The sequence below is a fragment of the Streptomyces sp. NPDC056361 genome (genome assembly GCF_042262805.1).
Taxonomy (GTDB): domain Bacteria; phylum Actinomycetota; class Actinomycetes; order Streptomycetales; family Streptomycetaceae; genus Streptomyces.
On record NZ_JBHJQI010000031.1, the window covers coordinates 1 to 16,703 of the forward strand.

Here is a 16,703-nt window from a genome sequence, read left to right on the forward strand (position 1 = left end):
GGCCGGGACCGTGGGGGTCCGGGCCGGCCGCGGGGCCGGTGCCGTGGGTGCTACAGCGCCGGGTAGGCGTTCTTCAGGAGTTCCTGGAACTGGGCCGAGAACCACTGGCCCGAGAGCGGTGCGTTCGGCAGTGAGCCCGACATGCTGTTCCCGTTGCGGGCGTTGCCCGTGTACGTCGGGTCGCACATCCGGTCGAAGCCCTTGCCCTCGTTGTTCGGGATCTCCATGGAGGCGCCGTCGGACTCGCCCGGGGGCTTCATCCAGACGTACGCGTCGATGCCCGCGGCGGGGGCCGCCTGCGGCCGTTCGCCGAGGCCCGCGCCGGACTGGTTGCACCAGTTGCCGAGGTGGATGCGGCGGTCGTACCGCCCGCCGTTGACGTAGGTGTCGACGCTGGTCAGGGCTCCCGGGCCGGTGGGCCGGGCGGTGCCGCCCCAGCCGTTGCGGGAGGTGTCGATCAGCATGCCGAGGTTGCTGTCGAAGCCGATGGAGACCAGCTTGGCGCGCATGGCCTGGGCGTACGAGAGCTCGTCGGTGTAGCGGTTCCAGTCGACCCACTTCGACTGGCGCACGGAGGTGCCGTTCACGCTGTCGTTGATCGTGAAGTGGTCCTCCTTGAGGGCGCTGTAGTTGGCGGTGTTGACGATGAAGCCGGTCACGTTGGAGAGCGTGGAGCCCTCGGCCGTGGCGGCCTGCTTGAACAGCTCGGCGGACGGGCCGAAGTTGTCGTCCCAGCCCAGCCAGCCGTGGTGACCGGCGTCGATGTAGTTGTAGACGTTGCCGATCGCGCCGAGCTTCTTGAGCGCGTAGCCGACGCCGGTGATGTAGTTGCCGTTGGCCTTCATGACGTCGCAGTTGGCGGTGGCCGTCGGACGCCCGGAGACGTTGGTGACCAGGTTGGGCAGCGAGTCGATCTCGACGGTGGTGACGATCCGCAGGCCCGCGTACTTCGCGTCGGCGAGGATCGCGGCGATCGGGTCGATGTACTCGGTCTTGTAGCGGTTGATCTCGGTCGGGCCCAGCTCGCCGTTGGAGGCGAGCGCGGCACAGTCGCGGCCGGGCAGGTTGTAGATGACGAGCTGGACGACGAGTTCGCCGGAGCCCTTCTGCTCCAGGGCCTTGTCGAGGTGGGCGCGCAGGCCCATCGAGGTGCCGGAGCCGTTGATGGCGGCGATCCGGTCCAGCCAGACACCGGTGGGCTGGTTGGAGACCTTGGTGCCGCCCGGCTCGGCCGCGGCCTTCGCGGACCACTCCGGGTTCACGTACACCTTGGCGCCGGCGTACGGGTTGTCGGCCTTGGTCCCGGCCGGTGGCGTGGTGGGCGGAGTGGTCGGGGGAGTGGTGGGCGGGGTGGTCGGCGGCGTCGTGGGAGGTGTCGTGGGCGGGGTCGTCGGCTCGGTGGCGCCGTTGCAGACGACCCCGTTCAGCTTGAAGGTGGCCGGCACGGCGTTGGTGCCGCTGTAGGAGCCGTTGAAGCCGAAGGAGGTGGAGCCGCCGGTGGCCAGCGTCCCGTTGTAGGAGACGTTCTTGGCGGTGACGTTCGCGCCGGACTGGGTGATGGTGGCGTTCCAGCCCTGGGTGACCTGCTGGTTGCCGCCGTAGGTCCACTCGACGGTCCACGCGGCGACCGGGTCACCGGTGTTGGTGACGGTCACGTTGGCGCCGAAGCCGGTGTTCCACTGGTTGGTGATCTGGTAGTCGACCTTGCAGCCGGGGGTGGCGGCGCCCGCGGTGGTGCCGAAGACGGTGGCGGTGGCCCCGGTGGCGGTGATCAGGCCGAGTGCCGCCAGGAGGGCGGTGCGACTGGTGCTTCTGGTGCGGCTCATGCGGGTGGGATTCCTTTCAGGGGGTGAGGTCGCGCAGGTGGTCGCGCAGCCCGATGCCGAATGCGGTGGGGGTGCCGTCGTACGAACTGATCAGCGCGGGACCGGAGTTGCAGTTCCAGGTGTTCCAGGTCCAGCCCAGGTACGAGAGGCCGCGGTCGTCGAACCACTTCATGACGCGGTCGATGAAAGCGTGTCCGCAGGTGTTCTCACCGATCTCGCCCGCGAGGAGGGGAACCTTGGCGGCTACCGGGGCGAGGGTGTTGTTCCAGCACGTCTCGTCGGAACAGGTGTTGAAGTTGTAGACGTGCCAGGCGGCGGCCAGATTGCCCGCCGGGTCCGTGGGGGCGTACGTGAGCCACTGGCTGAGGTCGTTGGAGTACGCGATGCCCGGGACGAGGACGAGGTTCTTCGATCCCGTGGCGCGGACCGCGTCCACCAGGTCCTGCATGCCGGCGACCTCGTAGCCGATGCCGGGGCAGGTGCCGCCGTCGCGCCAGCAGGACCAGGCCTGTGCCGCGGTGGAGGTCGCCCGGTCCGGATAGGGCTCGTTGAACAGGTCGAAGACGACCCGCCGGTCGTTCTTGAAGGTGTTCGCGACCGACGTCCAGAACGCCGGGGTGTACTGGGCGTCGGGCATCGGCTTCTGGCAGGAGGCGTGCACGTCGGCGCAGCCCGAGGAGTTGCCGGTGTACTGGCCGTGGGTCCAGTGCAGTTCGACCACGGGGGTCATGCCGTGGGCGAGCACCTTGGCCACCAGGTCCTTGACCGCGGCGACGTAGTTCGCGCCGCGGTACTCGGGCTTGATGTTGTCCAGGCCCAGCCAGCACTCCTCGTTGAGGGGAATGCGGACCGTGTTGGCCTTCCAGTCGGCGATGGCCTTGACCGAGGCGTCGTCGACGGGACCGTCGAAGAAGCCGTAGCCCTGGACGCACATGAACTCGCCGCCGGAGCGGTTGACGCCGAGGAGGCGGCGGGCCGCGCCGTTCTGGTCGGTGAACTTGTTGCCGGTCACGCCGAGTTCGGGTGCGCCGGAGGCGGGTGTCGGGGGAGGGGTGGTCGGGGGTGTGGTCGGGTCGGTGGGGGTCGGTGTGGGTGTCGTGGTCGACGGGGTCGGCGTCGGGGTGGGCGTGGGCCCGTCGGTGTTGCAGGGCGTGCCGTTGAGCGTGAACGCGGTGGGCGCCGTGTTGGTGCCCGTCCAGGAGGCGATGAAGCCGCCCGTGACCTTGCCGCCCGTGGCGAGGGCGGCGTTCCAGCTCTCGTTCACGACGGTGACGGACGCACCGGACTGGGACCACTTCCCGCCCCAGCCCTGACTGACGACCTGGCCGGCGGGGAAAGCGAAGCCGAGGCTCCAACCGTTGAGCGCGGCACCGTTGTTGGTGACGGTGACGGCGCCCTGGTAGCCGCCGGCCCACTGGCCGGCGACCGAGTACTCCACGGTGCAGACGGGTGCGGCCGCTGCTCCTGAGGCCGTACCCGTGACGGCGAGTGCGGTACTCGCCATCGTGAGCGCCGCTCCTGCGAGCAGCGCGGACAGACGCGGGGGATGTCGCATGAGCGAGTCCTCACAGCGAGGGCACGCCCTGATGGCGTGCCGACTGGATGGAACCGCTCCCACTGGTCGGGCAGACCGTAGCGCCAACAGCCGCCAAGGAAAAGAGGTGTTGGGTAAATTTCCCCGTCATCTGCCTTCGACTCTTCACACACCTTGACGCCGTTGCGGCTCAACTGCACAGTGGGAGCGCTCCCACTGGTTCAGGGCTTGTCCCCGCAGGCCCTTCTCGCTCTTCGCACCCCCATCCTTCCGAGCCGCGAGGAGAACCACCCGCATGCCACGACCATCCGTACGACGACCACGCCGGCAGCTGACCGCGCTGGCCGCGGCGCTCTCCCTGCCCCTCGGCCTCACGGCCGTCGGGGCCACCACGGCCCAGGCCGCCGCCGTGCAGTGCAGCGTCGACTACAAGACGAACGACTGGGGTTCCGGCTTCACCGCCGAACTCACGCTCACCAACCGGGCCACCACCGCGCTCAACGGCTGGACCCTCACCTACTCCTACGCCGGAGACCAGAAGCTCACCAACGGGTGGAGCGGCGTCTGGTCCCAGTCCGGCAGGAACGTCACCGTGACCAACGCGGCCTGGAACGGCACCCTCGCCGCCGGCGCCGCCACCACCACCGGCGCCCAGTTCACGTACAGCGGGACCAACGCCGCCCCGACCGGCTTCGCGGTCAACGGCACCACCTGCGCCGGCGCCCACCAGCCCCCGGTCGCCGTCCTGACCAGCCCCACCGCGGGCGCCGTCTACACCGAGGGCGACGCGGTGCCGCTGGCCGCCACCGCCGCCGCGGCCGACAGCGCGACCGTGAGCAAGGTGGAGTTCTACAGCGACACCACGCTCCTCGGCACCGACACCACCGCGCCCTTCGCCTACAGCGCCGCGGGCCTCGCCACCGGTGCCCACTCCCTCTACGCCAAGGCCTACGACAGCCTCGGCGCCTCCGCCGAGTCCGCCCCCGTCGGCATCACCGTCGCCGCCGGACCCGCGCTCGTCGCCTCCCCGAGTCAGCTCGGCGTCCGCCAGGGCACGACGGGCACCTTCGACCTGAAGCTGTCCACCGCGCCCACCGCGAACGTCACGGTGAGCGTCGCCCGTACCTCGGGCAACACCAGTCTCACCGCGACCCCCGCGACCCTCACCTTCACCCCGGCGAACTGGAACACCGCCCAGAAGGTGACCGTCGCCGCCGCGGCCACCGGCACCGGCTCGGCCGTCTTCACCGCGACCGCCCCCGGCCACGCCAAGGCCGAGGTCACCGTCGCCCAGCTGGCCGCGAACTCCACGTACGACGCCCGCTTCCTCGACCTGCACGGGAAGATCACCAACCCGGCCAACGGCTACTTCTCGCCCGAGGGCATCCCGTACCACTCCGTCGAGACCCTGATCGTCGAGGCCCCCGACCACGGGCACGAGACGACCTCGGAGGCGTACAGCTACCTCATCTGGCTCCAGGCCATGTACGGGAAGATCACCGGCGACTGGACCAAGTTCAACGGCGCCTGGGACACCATGGAGAAATTCATGATCCCCACCCACGCCGACCAGCCCACCTCCTCCTCCTACAACGCCTCCAAGCCGGCGACGTACGCACCCGAGTGGGACCTCCCGTCGCAGTACCCGGCGAAGCTGGACTCCGGCGTGACCTCCGGCTCCGACCCGATCGCCGCCGAGCTCAAGAGCGCCTACGGCACCGACGACATCTACGGCATGCACTGGATCCAGGACGTCGACAACGTCTACGGCTTCGGCAACGAGCCGGGGAAGTGCTCCACCGGACCGACGGCGACCGGCCCCTCGTACATCAACACCTTCCAGCGCGGCCCCCAGGAGTCCGTCTGGGAGACCGTCACCCACCCCACCTGCGACAAGTTCGCCTACGGCGGCAGGAACGGCTACCTGGACCTCTTCACCGGGGACTCCTCCTACGCCAAGCAGTGGAAGTACACCAACGCCCCGGACGCCGACGCCCGCGCCGTCCAGGCCGCCTACTGGGCCGACCTCTGGGCCAAGCAGCAGGGCAAGGGGAGCCAGGTCACCGCGACCGTCGGCAAGGCCGCCAAGATGGGCGACTACCTGCGGTACGCGATGTTCGACAAGTACTTCAAGAAGGTCGGCGACTGCGTCGGCCCCACCGTCTGCCCGGCCGGCACCGGCAAGGACAGCGCGCACTACCTGATGTCCTGGTACTACGCCTGGGGCGGCGCCGCCGACACCTCCGCCGGCTGGTCCTGGCGGATCGGCTCCAGCCACGCCCACGGCGGCTATCAGAACCCGCTCGCCGCGTACGCGCTCAGCACGTACGCCCCGCTCAAGCCCAAGTCGACGACGGGCGCGGCGGACTGGGCGACCAGCCTCGACCGGCAGCTGGAGTTCTACCGCTGGCTCCAGTCGGACGAGGGCGCCATCGCGGGCGGCGCCACCAACAGCTGGCAGGGCCGCTACGCCGTCCCGCCGGCCGGCACGCCCACCTTCCACGGCATGTACTACGACGAGAAGCCCGTCTACCACGACCCCGCGTCCAACCAGTGGTTCGGCTTCCAGGCCTGGTCCATGGAGCGCGTCGCCGAGTACTACCAGCAGACGGGTGACGCCGAGGCGAAGACCGTCCTCGACAAGTGGGTCTCCTGGGCGCTGTCCAAGACCACGATCAACCCGGACGGCACCTACCGCATACCCTCCACCCTCCAGTGGTCGGGCGCGCCCGACACCTGGAACGCGACGAGCCCCGGCGCCAACGCCGGCCTGCACGTCACCGTCGCCGACTACACCGACGACGTCGGCGTGGCCGCCGCCTACGCCAAGACGCTCACCTACTACGCGGCCAAGTCCGGCCACGCCGAGGCCAAGCGCGTCGCCAAGGCCCTCCTCGACGGCATGTGGGACCACCACCAGGACCCGCTGGGCATCGCCGTCCCGGAGACCCGCGCCGACTACAACCGCTTCGACGACCCCGTCTACGTGCCGAGCGGCTGGACCGGCGTCATGCCGAACGGCGACGCGGTGAACTCCTCGTCGACCTTCGCCTCGATCCGCTCCTTCTACGAGGACGACCCGGCCTGGCCCAAGATCGAGGCCTACCTGGCGGGCGGCGCCGCCCCCGTCTTCACCTACCACCGGTTCTGGGCCCAGGCGGACATCGCCCTGGCCATGGGCTCGTACGCGGAGCTGCTCGAATAACAGCCCGCCCCGCATGGAGACGGCTCCGCGTACGACGAGGCCGGGCGGCCCCCCGACGACAGGGGGACCGCCCGGCCTTCGGCCGTCCGGCGACGGCTCAGCTCGGGCTGCCGGCCTCCTCCACGCCCAGGTACATCACCGAGGGGCGGGCGGGGTTGAAGGCGATGGCCGAGACGCCGTCGAAGGCGTTGTGGGTCTTGGTGACCGTTCCCGTCGCCGTGTCGAGGCGGAACAGGTCCGTGCCGTAGCCCATGAAGTACGTGCCGTACTCGAAGTGGAGGACGTTCGGGTCGGTGGGGCTGGGGGCGAGCAGGGTGCTGTTGGTCAGCTTGTGCTCCGCCGTGTCGTCGAGGACCTTCGCGAAGGTGCGGCCCCCGTCGGTCGAGCGGTAGAGGTGGCGGCCCTCGCTGCCGGAGCCCGGGACCGACTCGGCGAGGTCGATGCCGATGCCGTAGACGACCTGGGGGTTCGCGGGGGAGACGGCCGTTCCGAACAGGTTCGCGGAGGCGCCGGAGGTCAGCCCGGTGGAGGCGGTCCAGGTCGCGCCGCCGTCGGTGGTCACCGCGCCGCCGCGCACCATGGCGCCGGCGACGGCGTGGTTCGGGTCGGCCGGGTCGAAGGTCACCGAGTAGACACCGGTTCCCGCGGGGAACGCCGGGGTGCCGGTGGCGGTCCAGGTGGCACCCGCGTTGCGGGAGTCGTACAGGCGGCCGTCGCCGCCCGCGAGGCGGACGTGGTTCGGGTCGGCCGGGTCGGTGCCCACGCCCACGACGGACGCGGTGGGCGAGGTCAGCGTGGTGACGGTGGAGCCGTCGATCCGGGCGAGGTAGCCGCCGTTCGGCTCCCAGGCGAAGGCGCGGGTCCCGCTGCCCGCGGTGAGTCTCGCGGACGCGCTGCCCAGTGAGGCGGCGCGGGTCCACGAACAGCCCGCGTCGGTGGAGCGCTGGAGCTCGCTGTTGTGGGTGGCGAGGAGCGTGTCGGGGGCACCGAGCGCGACCAGGCCGTGGGTGTAGCTCACGGGCTTGAGCGTGCCGGTGGTGCCGGCGAGGCTCGCTCCGAGGTCCGTGGTGAAGGTGACCGCACCGTCGCCGACGACGCGGTTGCAGGTCGGGGCCGTCCAGGCGGTGCTCGTGGCCGCGGTGGCGGCGGACGGCTGGACGAGGGCGAGGGCAGCGGCGGCCGTGATGACGGCGGTACCGGCTCGCTTCATGGGTTGCCTCCCTTGTGGGGTGGGGCGCACTAGCGCTTGTCGATCTTGTTTCTATCGACAGAAGGTGATCTTGGTCAGCATGATCATTTGCCAAATTTCTTGACTGGAAAGCTTATTGACGAAGGGTTTGCGTGAAGAGTCGGTGTATGCGGGAAGAACTTCAGGAGATCTGGCCGCCGTTCCGCCCTCGGCGCTGTCGGTCCGTTGACGCCCGGGGCCACCGCACAACCCCGCCGGGCCGCCGGACCCTTGGACCCTTCGCGACCCGCCTGGACAGCTCGTCGAACCGCCGCTTAGGGTCGGGAGCCGAATCGTCGGGCGGTCGCCCGGAACACCGGGAACCGTCCAGGAGCGCGCACGTGGTCACCCTCGCCGATGTCGCCCGCCACGCCGGGGTCTCGGCCAGCACCGTCAGCTACGTGCTCAGCGGCAAGCGCTCCATATCCGGCCCCACCCGCGAGCGCATCCAGCACAGCATCGACACCCTCGGCTACCGGCCGCACGCCGGCGCCCGCGCGCTCGCCAGCAGCCGCACCGACGTCCTCGCCCTGATGATGCCGCTGCGCACCGGCCTCTACGTGCCCGTCATGATGGAGATCGCGATGGCCGTCACCACCACGGCCCGCACCCACGGCTACGACGTCCTGCTGCTCACCGGCGAGGAGGGCCCCGAGGCCGTCCGCCGCGTCGAGGGCAGCGCCGTCGCCGACGCCATGATCGTCATGGACGTCGGCCTCGACGACCCGCGGATCCCCCTCCTCCAGGCCGCCGAACGGCCCGCCGTCCTCATCGGCCTGCCCGCAGAGAGCGCCGAGGCCGCCGACGCCACCGGACTCGACTGCGTCGACCTCGACTTCGAGGCCGCCGGAGCCCGCTGCGTCGAACACCTCGCCGCCCTCGGCCACACCGGCGTCGCCGTCCTCGGCGAACCCCCCGCCGTCCACGAGCGCGGCACCGGTTTCGCCGCCCGCACCCTCACCGGGCTGCGCGCCGCCGCCGAGGCCCACGGCGTCGGCCTGCTCCACCGGCCCGTCGACGGCACCTACGCGGCCGTCGCCGCCGCCGTCACCCGCGTCTTCGAGGAACGCCCCGGCACCACGGCCCTCGTCGTCCAGAACGAGGCCGCCGTCGAGCCCCTCCTCGCCCTCCTGCGCCACCAGGGCCGCGCCGTCCCCGAGGACGTCTCCGTCGTCGCCGTCTGCCCCGACCAGGTCGCCGTGCACGCCTCCGTGCCGCTCACCGCCGTCTCCGTACCCGCCCAGGAGATGGGCCGGCGGGCCGTCGAACGGCTCGTCGCCCGCCTCGCCGGACAGGACGCGCGCGGTACGGAACTCATCGCGCCCCGGCTGACCGCGCGCGCCAGCACCGGCTCCGCCGCACCCGCCCCCCGCGCCGAGGACCGCCGTGGTCACGACGGACGCTGACACCGGCGACAGCGCGACGGAGTTCCGGGCCTTCTTCGAGCGCCACTACGCCGAACTCGCGCGCCTCGCCCACCTGCTGACCGGCGAGACCGACGCCGCCGACGACCTCGCCGCCGACGCCATGCTCGCGCTCTGGCACCGCTGGGACCGGGTCCGCGCCGCCGAGCACCCCGCCGCCTACGCCCGGGGCGTCGTCGCCAACCTCGTCCGCACCCGCATCCGCGGCACCGTGCGCGAACGGCGCCGCATCGCCGCCTTCTGGGACCGGCGGCCCGAGCACACCGAGGACCCGGACGTGCCCGCCGTCGTCGACGTCAGGGCGGCGCTGCGCGCCCTGCCGTTCCGCAAGCGCGCCTGCGTCGTGCTCCGGCACGCCTTCGACCTCTCCGAACGCGACACCGCCCTCGCCCTGGGCATCTCGGTCGGTACGGTCAAGAGCCAGACCGCCAAGGGCATGGCCGAACTCCAGCGCCTGCTCGGCCCCCGGGCCGCCACCGAACTCGCCGCGGGGAGGCGCTGATGGACGAGACCCGGCTCCGCCGCGAACTGAAGGACGCGGCGCTCGCGCACCGGCCCGACCACGCCCGCATCCTCGCCCGGGTCGAACGGGGCATGGCCGAACCGTCCCCGGCCGGCCGGCGCACCCGGCCGCCCCGCCGGTGGACCGGCCGCCGCTGGGCCGTGGCCGTCGCCGTCACCGCGGCCGTCGCCGGGGTCGCGGGCATCGGCGGCCTCGCGGCGACCACCCTGGGCGACCGGCCGCCCGGACCCGCCGCCACGCTGCCCGCGCCCGGTCCGACCGCCCGCGCCGCCGGCACGATCGACCCCGGCAGCAACCGCTGGTGGGCCCAGAACGACCTCGCCCTCACGACGGACTCGAACGTCTCCGGGCTCACCGTCGAACTGCGCGTCGCCCGCACGCCCGGCGTGGTGAGCACCGGCCACTGGCGCACCCGCCCCGCCGAGGACTTCACGGTCACCGTGACCGAGGAGCCCCGCGCCCTCGTCTACCGCTGGGCCCTCAAGCCGGGCCGCGCGGTGCCGCCCGGTCCCCACACCTTCGCCGCCCAGTACAACCACGCCGAGGGCGTGCGCGACGCCTCGGCCGACACGTACACCGTCCTCCTGACCGGCCCCGACGGCGGCCGCACCACCCTCCGGGGCGGCTTCGGGAGCCCGGGCGGTTCCTGACCGACTTGCGGTTGACGCGGCGTCAACTCCTACGGTCCTCGTACGGGGTCGGAGACACCGGCCCCCGGCGAAGGAAGGACACCGTCATGGCCTGGTCGATCGCCGAGGTGGCCCGCCTGTCCGGGGTGACGTCCCGGACGCTGCGGCACTACGACGAGATCGGCCTCCTCGCACCCGCGTGGACCGCGAGCGACGGGCACCGTCACTACGAGGAGCCCCAGTTGCTGCGCCTCCAGCAGATCCTGCTCATGCGGGAGCTGGACCTCGGTCTGCGCGAGATCCGGGACGTCCTGGACAGCGGGGCCGACCGCGTGGCCGTCCTGCGCGAGCACCACGCCCGGCTGCTCGCCGAGCGGGACCGGCTCGGCACACTGGCCCGCACGGTCGCCCGCACCATCGCCGAACTCCAGGAGAGCGAGGACCAGGACATGGTGAGCGTCAACCGCCCCGAGAACCTCTTCGAGGGCTTCCGGCCCGACCCGGAGATCGAGGCCGAGGCACGCGAGAAGTGGCCCGAGGCGTACGAGCAGTCCCGGCGGGCCGTCGAAGGGATGTCCCCCGAGACCACCGAGCAGTGGCAGCGGGAGGCCACCGCGCAGATGATCCGTTTCGCCGAGCACATGGCCGCCGGCACGCCCGTCGCCGACCCGGCGGTCCAGGCCGAGGTGGAGGCCCACCACCAGGGCGTCTGCCGCTTCTGGACCCCGAACGCCGAGGCGTACCGGGGTCTGGCCCGGACCTACGCCGAAGACCCGCGCTTCCGCGCGAACTTCGACAGGATCGCCGAGGGCCTCGCCGCGTACCAGTGCGAGGCGATGACCGTCTACGCGGACACCCGGCTGAGCTGAGGCAGGCCGAGCTGAGGCCGCGCCGAGCCGAGGCTGCGCCGAGCTGAGGCCGGGCCGAGCCGAGGCCGCGCTGAGCCGAGGCCGGGCGGGGCCCGTCGAAAGGCCCGCCCGCGACTCCGGGCCGACCCCCTCTCGCCCGCGCGGCGGAGGGGGTTCGGCCCGGCGGGCGATCCGCGGGCGGTACGCGGACGGGATCGTCGTCGGTGACGGGCCGACCACCGGCCCACCGGCACCGAGGACCGTGCGATGAAGACGCTCTCCCGCACCGAAGACCGGGTACCGGCCGCTCCGGGCCGGCTCCGTGCCGCCTGGCGCGCCGCGCACGCCCCCGTCCCGGGCGTCTCGCGCCGCACCCGGGCCCTCGCCTACGCCGTGCCGTTCACCGTCCTCCCGGCCGGACTCTGGCGCCTCCCGGCGGCCTTCGACGCGGGGATCGGCATCGGCGAGCGGGTGTACATCGTCTTCCTCTCGCTCTTCTCCGAGGCCGTCGCGTTCACCGCGATCGGGCTCGTCGCCCGCTGGGGCGAGGTCGTCCCCTCCTGGGTCCCGGCCCTGCGAGGGCGCAGGATCCCTCCGGCGGTCGTGCTCGTCCCCGCCGCCCTGGGCGCCGCGGCCCTCACGCTCCTGTGGACCGTGCTCGCCCTCGCCACGGAGATCATGGGCACCACCATCAGGGGTGACGCCCTGCCCGCCGACTTCCCCAGCGAGCAGGGCGGTTGGATGGCCTTCTCCTACTACGCCTGCTACGCCCCGCTCGTGCTGTGGGGCCCGCTGCTCGCGGTCCTGACCGTCGCGTACGGCAGACGGCGTGCCCGCGGCGAGACGCCGTGACCAGCCCGGCCCTCACCTCGTGCGACTGCGACTGCGACTGCGACTGCGACTGCCACTACGACTATGTCGACGGCGAGTTCGCCGACCGGGCCGACGACCACGCCCCGCAAGTCGTCCGCCTCGTCCCTGACGGGAGCCGCGAGCGGCAACCCTTCCCCCCGCGGCGGCGACCTAGGGAGAACCAGCCCGCACGCCGTCGAAGGAGCCGCATCCCGATGAGCCCGTACGGCACCCCCACGCCCCCGCTCCGCCGCCGCACCCTCCTCGGTGCGGCGGCCGGAACCGCGCTCGCCGCCGCCGGGGCACTCGCCCCCGCGACCGCCGAGGCCGCCGGGTTCGGCTGGAGCGACGACGGCACGCAGTACGTCCTCGACACCGGCGCCGGACTCGTCCTCTGCCTCGACCTGCTGCCCTGACGCCCCCGGCGACTGCGCCCGGCATTGACACCGGCGGCGTGTGAATCGTCGTGATCCTGGTGTTGGTGCCGGTCGGAGGCGCGGTGAGAAGCTGCGCCCATGGACATCTTCAAGACGACCAGCGGCGCGGTACGCGGCTTCCGGGCGTCCGCCGGCGTCGTCGCCGTACTCGGAATCCCTTACGCGGCACCGCCGTTCGGCGTCCACCGGTTCAGGGAGCCCGCCCCCGCGCCCGCCTGGACCGGGGTGCGGGACGGCACGGCCTTCGGCCCGATCGCCCCGCAGTCGGCGGAGCTGCCCGGCGCGCCCGTGTGGTCGCCCGGCGACGAGGACGTCCTCACCGTCAACGTCTGGACGGCGGCGCCGGACGGCGGCTCCCTGCCCGTCCTCGTCTGGATCCACGGCGGCGCCTACGCCTTCGGCTCCTCGGCCCAGCCCGACTTCGACGGCGACGCCCTCGCCCGCGCCGGGCTCGTCGTCGTCACCCTCAACTACCGCATCGGCTTCGAGGGGTTCGGGCACGTACCGGCGGCCGGGGAGGACGCGTACCCGGACAACCGCGGCCTGCTCGACCAGGTCGCCGCCCTGCGCTGGGTCCGGGACAACATCGCCGGCTTCGGCGGCGACCCCGGCAACGTCACGATCGCCGGCCAGTCCTCCGGAGCCGCGTCCGTCGCCTGCCTGATGGTGGCGGACCGCGCCCGCGGCCTGTTCCGCCGGGCCATCGCCCACAGTCCCGCAAGCCCCTGCCACACACCGGAGATCGCGGCCGCGACGACCCGCGAGGTCGCCGCCGCGGCCGGCCTCCCCGCCACGGCGGCGGGCCTCCGCTCGGCGAGCCCCGAAGCCCTGGTCGCCGCCTCCGACCGCGTGGTCGACGACTACCGGCGCGACCCCGCGTCGGGCTCCCGCCACTACGACCCCTCGCTCTACGCCCCCGTCCTCGACGGCGACGTCCTGCCCGCCGACCCCCTCGCCGAGTCGACCGTCGGAGCCGCCCGGGGCGTGGACCTGCTGGTCTGCCACACCACCGAGGAGTACTGGCTGCTCGACGCCGTCGGCAGCAGCGCGAAGGTCACCACCGAGGAGCGACTGGCCCGGTTCGCCCGGGACTTCGGCCTTCCCGACGGCCTGGTCGCCGGCTACCGCGCCGAACGCCCCGACGCGCCGGTGCTCGACGTCTACCTCGCCGTCTTCGGCGACCTCCTGTTCGGGGCCTACGCCGACCGGCTCGCCGAGCGGCACGCCCGGGGCGGCGGCCGGACGTACCTCTCGCGCTTCGACCGGCGGCGCACCGGTCCCGACGGCCCGGTGCGCGCCTGGCACTGCGCGGACGTCCCCTTCGCCTTCGGCAACCTCGACGAGGACTGCGTGGCCTTCCTCGTCGGCGGCGCCCCCACCCCCGCCGACCACGAGCTCTCCCACCGCATGGTCCGCGCCTGGGCCGGCTTCGCCGCCGACGGCGACCCGGGCTGGCCGCCGTTCGACGAGGCCACCGGCATCGCCAGGGTGTGGAGGACACACGATCACGAGGACGACGATCACGAGGACGACCGCCACGAGGACGACCGCCACCAGGACGCCGAGCCCGGGGCCGCGCCCTCGGACGCCGGCATCGCCGACGAGGGCTCGCGCGACGATCTCACGGCCCACGACCGGGTCGCCGTCCGCGCGCTCTGGGCGCCGGTCCGCTTCCCGCTCCTGCGACCGTGAACGCGGAAGCCACCCGGGCCCCCGACCGGGGCCCGGGCGGTGCGTCCGCCCCGCCCGTCAGGCGCAGGGCCGCCGGGGGGTCCAGTCGCCCAGATACCCCGCCCGGGTCGCGGACGCGGCCTCGGCAGAGGTGAGTCGGGGACGGTTCTCCGGCTCCGTGATCACGGCCCCGGGGCCGGTGTTGCGGTACTCGGCGAACCGCTGCGCCTGCCACGGGTACGCCTCGCGCATGTTCGCGTAGGGGGCTGCGGCGTCGATCCCGGGGCCCAGGACGCTGTCCCGGACGACGAGCGAGGGCCAGGCGGTGGGGTCCGAGCCGGGCACCCAGGGGCGGGCCAGCTTGTAGAAGCCGTCCGGTGCCGCGCTGGTGATCCGGCAGCGGGCGGCGAGGAAGCCGGAGGCGTTGGTGCGGGCCGTGGACGGGGCGAAGACGAAGCCGTGCGGGGCCGCGGCCAGGTCGGGGCGGAGCAGAGTGCGGAAGTGGCAGTGCTCGAAGACCGCCCTGGCCCGGCCGAAGACGAAGTCGACGTCACCTTCCACGTGGCAGTGGGCGAAGTACTGGCGGGCTACGGCGGCCAGGGACGCCGAGTCGGCGTACAGGGTGTCCTGGTGGCCGAGGAAGCGGCAGTGGAAGAACGCCGACCGGTCGCCCTGCACCTTCAGCGCGACGGCCTGCGTGCCCGGGTTCCCCGGGAGGTCGGTGCGCAGGAAGTCGTTGGCGAAGGTGATGCCCTGGGCGGTGAAGCCGTCCGCCTGGACGGTGGTGGTCGCCGAGCCGGTCGTGCCGTAGGTGCCGCCCTCGGGCCGGGGCGTGCCGGCCGCGTTGGCGTACACCACGACGACGTCCCGGGGGTCGCCGGTCGCGCCGATCCACGTCATGTCGGTGCGGGCCGGGCTCACGGCGACCGTCTCGCGGTAGGTGCCGGCGGCGAGGACCAGGGTCCAGCCGGTGCCGGCCGCCGCGGTGACCGCCGCCTGGACGCCGGTGTGGTCGCCGAGACCGCCGGGATGCACGTACAGGGTCCGCTCGGTGAGTCGGCCGGAGGGCGAACCGAACCGGCCGAAGGGAGCCGGGGGAGCGGCGGTCGCGGTCCCGGCCGGCAGCGCCGGGGCGAGGGCGGCGCCGAGGCCGGCGGTGAGCAGGGTGCGGCGTCCGGGGCCTCCGGCCCCGGTGGGGTGTGCGGGCATGCGGGTCCTCCCGGGGGTCTCAGCGGAGGCGGCCTGCGCCCGCGTGGTGGTCGACGAGGGCGGGCACGGCCCTCGGGTGGTCGACCCGGGTGCGCAGGACCGGGGTCCAGCCCGCGTCGGCGCGCAGCGTCTCGGCCGGGTACTGCTCGTTGTGGACGGCGAGCAGGTCGACCGGGGCGCCGTTCACGTGGTTGCCGGCGACCGTGACGGGCGCGTCCTTCCACTTCTTCAGGATCTTCCCGGCGGGGACGCCGGCGGCGAGCGTGAACGCGTTCTTCTCGGCGACCAGCTGGGACTCCTGGCCGATGCCGAGGCTGTACACGTACGACCCGTCCGGCACCACGAAGTGGTTGTTGTACGCGTCGACCCGGCCGAAGCGGACCCGCGGCGCGCGCTCCACGACGTCCTCGAAGAGGTTGTGGTGGAGCGTGACGCGCAGCTTGCCCCGGTCGGTGGCACCGGCGCTGTCGCTGTTGCCGATCATCAGCGTCTTGTCGTGGTCCGTGAAGACGTTCCAGGAGGCGGTGACCAGGTCGGCGCCCCGCACGACGTCGAGCTCGCCGTCGTGCTGCTGGTAGACCTCCCCGTAGTACGAGGGCAGCGAACCGTCCGGGTGGGCCCCGTCGGTGAACGTGTTGTGGTCGATCCAGACGTGGGTGGAGCCGTACACGACGAGGCTGTCGTACTCGGAGTTCCACGCCCCGGTCGCGCCGTCCGTCGGGTCCCACTGCGGGAAGCAGTCGAGCGGGCTCTCCAGGGTGAGGTTGCGGATGATGACGTCGTCCACGCCCTGCACCTGGAGGCTGCCGCCGGTGATGCCCGCGTGCCGGCCGACGCCGGTGATCGTGGTGTTCGCGGGCACCTTCACCTTGATCGCCTCGCCCTGGGCGGTGGCGGAGGCCGCCCGCAGGTCCTCCTGGGGGCCGCTGACCTCGTTCTCGTACCCCCAGACGGCCGGGTCGTAGTCGGCGAGGTAGCGGGCGAAGTCGTAGCCGGGGGCCTCGAAGGCGGCGCAGCCGGCGGCGGTCGCGTCCAGGGTGCCGACCACCCTGACGATCCGCGGCTCGGTGCCGGCGACCGCGAGCGCGGCCCGGAACTCCTCCCAGGTGGTGACGGTGAAGACCCGGGAGGCCGCCGCGGCGGAGCCGCCGGTGGTGCCGGTGCCGTCGGAGGCCCAGCCGTCCCCGGCCGGCAGGGTGGCGCGGGCCGGGTCGGCGCCCGGCCGGTGACCGGCGTGGGCACCCGCCGCAGGGGCGGTGACGGTCAGGGCGAGGGCGGTCGCGGCCACCACTCCCAGTCGCTTGCGTCGGTTCACGG

General features: G+C 72.9%; 13 protein-coding genes. 8 read left to right on the forward strand and 5 right to left on the reverse strand.

Annotation, left to right across the window (positions count from 1 at the left end):
• Positions 1-50 precede the first annotated feature (50 nt).
• Both ACFCY7_RS12875 and ACFCY7_RS12880 read right to left on the reverse strand, forming a co-directional pair.
• The gene (locus tag ACFCY7_RS12875; protein WP_376483933.1) at positions 51-1,826 is read right to left on the reverse strand and encodes a glycoside hydrolase family 6 protein; all 1,776 of its coding nucleotides are present in this window, start codon (positions 1,824-1,826) and stop codon (positions 51-53) included.
• A 16-nt stretch (positions 1,827-1,842) separates the two neighbouring features.
• Positions 1,843-3,381 (reverse strand): cellulase family glycosylhydrolase, encoded by a 1,539-nt coding sequence (locus ACFCY7_RS12880; protein ID WP_376483935.1) that lies wholly within the window; start codon positions 3,379-3,381, stop codon positions 1,843-1,845.
• Between the two features lie 274 nt (positions 3,382-3,655).
• Between ACFCY7_RS12880 and ACFCY7_RS12885 the strand changes: the two genes are divergently transcribed.
• The gene (locus tag ACFCY7_RS12885) at positions 3,656-6,565 is read left to right on the forward strand and encodes a glycoside hydrolase family 48 protein (RefSeq protein ID WP_376483936.1); all 2,910 of its coding nucleotides are present in this window, start codon (positions 3,656-3,658) and stop codon (positions 6,563-6,565) included.
• Positions 6,566-6,662: 97 nt separating this feature from the next.
• Here ACFCY7_RS12885 and ACFCY7_RS12890 read toward each other — a convergent pair whose 3' ends face one another.
• Positions 6,663-7,775: a dispase autolysis-inducing protein gene (locus tag ACFCY7_RS12890; RefSeq protein ID WP_376483938.1), complete on the reverse strand. Its 1,113-nt coding sequence runs from the start codon at positions 7,773-7,775 to the stop codon at positions 6,663-6,665.
• 359 nt (positions 7,776-8,134) lie between these two features.
• Here ACFCY7_RS12890 and ACFCY7_RS12895 point away from each other — a divergent pair, with 359 nt between their 5' ends.
• The 7 genes from ACFCY7_RS12895 (at position 8,135) to ACFCY7_RS12925 (ending at position 14,198) form a co-directional block, all read left to right on the forward strand.
• The gene (locus tag ACFCY7_RS12895; protein WP_376483939.1) at positions 8,135-9,199 is read left to right on the forward strand and encodes a LacI family DNA-binding transcriptional regulator; all 1,065 of its coding nucleotides are present in this window, start codon (positions 8,135-8,137) and stop codon (positions 9,197-9,199) included.
• Positions 9,180-9,719 carry a SigE family RNA polymerase sigma factor gene (locus ACFCY7_RS12900; protein WP_376483941.1) on the forward strand — a complete coding sequence of 180 codons (540 nt, stop codon included), beginning with the start codon at positions 9,180-9,182 and terminating at the stop codon, positions 9,717-9,719. The genes ACFCY7_RS12895 and ACFCY7_RS12900 overlap by 20 nt, the downstream gene beginning before the upstream one ends.
• Positions 9,719-10,390, forward strand: a complete 672-nt coding sequence (locus ACFCY7_RS12905; protein ID WP_376483942.1) for a hypothetical protein — start codon at positions 9,719-9,721, stop codon at positions 10,388-10,390. Before ACFCY7_RS12900 ends, ACFCY7_RS12905 begins: the two co-directional genes overlap by 1 nt.
• 86 nt (positions 10,391-10,476) lie before the next feature.
• Entirely contained in the window at positions 10,477-11,238 is a 762-nt protein-coding gene (locus ACFCY7_RS12910) for a MerR family transcriptional regulator (RefSeq protein ID WP_376483943.1), read from the forward strand.
• A 246-nt stretch (positions 11,239-11,484) separates the two neighbouring features.
• A complete protein-coding gene (locus ACFCY7_RS12915) occupies positions 11,485-12,069 on the forward strand; it encodes a hypothetical protein (protein ID WP_376483945.1) in 585 nt (194 codons plus the stop codon).
• On the forward strand, positions 12,066-12,485 hold the full coding sequence (locus tag ACFCY7_RS12920; protein ID WP_376483947.1) for a hypothetical protein: 420 nt from the start codon (positions 12,066-12,068) through the stop codon (positions 12,483-12,485). Before ACFCY7_RS12915 ends, ACFCY7_RS12920 begins: the two co-directional genes overlap by 4 nt.
• 99 nt (positions 12,486-12,584) lie before the next feature.
• Positions 12,585-14,198, forward strand: a complete 1,614-nt coding sequence (locus tag ACFCY7_RS12925) for a carboxylesterase/lipase family protein (RefSeq protein ID WP_376483948.1) — start codon at positions 12,585-12,587, stop codon at positions 14,196-14,198.
• A 57-nt stretch (positions 14,199-14,255) separates the two neighbouring features.
• Here the strand turns inward: ACFCY7_RS12925 and ACFCY7_RS12930 are convergent, their stop codons facing one another.
• Positions 14,256-15,386, reverse strand: a complete 1,131-nt coding sequence (locus tag ACFCY7_RS12930; protein WP_376483950.1) for a pectinesterase family protein — start codon at positions 15,384-15,386, stop codon at positions 14,256-14,258.
• Positions 15,387-15,405: 19 nt separating this feature from the next.
• Positions 15,406-16,701: a polysaccharide lyase family 1 protein gene (locus ACFCY7_RS12935; RefSeq protein ID WP_376483951.1), complete on the reverse strand. Its 1,296-nt coding sequence runs from the start codon at positions 16,699-16,701 to the stop codon at positions 15,406-15,408.
• Positions 16,702-16,703 lie beyond the last annotated feature (2 nt).

Coding starts and splice junctions, on each gene's coding strand:
- ACFCY7_RS12875 (WP_376483933.1), bottom strand. CDS start 1,826: ATGAGCCGCACCAGAAGCACCAGTCGCACCGCCCTCCTGGCGGCACTC.
- ACFCY7_RS12880 (WP_376483935.1), bottom strand. CDS start 3,381: ATGCGACATCCCCCGCGTCTGTCCGCGCTGCTCGCAGGAGCGGCGCTC.
- ACFCY7_RS12885 (WP_376483936.1), top strand. CDS start 3,656: ATGCCACGACCATCCGTACGACGACCACGCCGGCAGCTGACCGCGCTG.
- ACFCY7_RS12890 (WP_376483938.1), bottom strand. CDS start 7,775: ATGAAGCGAGCCGGTACCGCCGTCATCACGGCCGCCGCTGCCCTCGCC.
- ACFCY7_RS12905 (WP_376483942.1), top strand. CDS start 9,719: ATGGACGAGACCCGGCTCCGCCGCGAACTGAAGGACGCGGCGCTCGCG.
- ACFCY7_RS12910 (WP_376483943.1), top strand. CDS start 10,477: ATGGCCTGGTCGATCGCCGAGGTGGCCCGCCTGTCCGGGGTGACGTCC.
- ACFCY7_RS12915 (WP_376483945.1), top strand. CDS start 11,485: ATGAAGACGCTCTCCCGCACCGAAGACCGGGTACCGGCCGCTCCGGGC.
- ACFCY7_RS12925 (WP_376483948.1), top strand. CDS start 12,585: ATGGACATCTTCAAGACGACCAGCGGCGCGGTACGCGGCTTCCGGGCG.
- ACFCY7_RS12930 (WP_376483950.1), bottom strand. CDS start 15,386: ATGCCCGCACACCCCACCGGGGCCGGAGGCCCCGGACGCCGCACCCTG.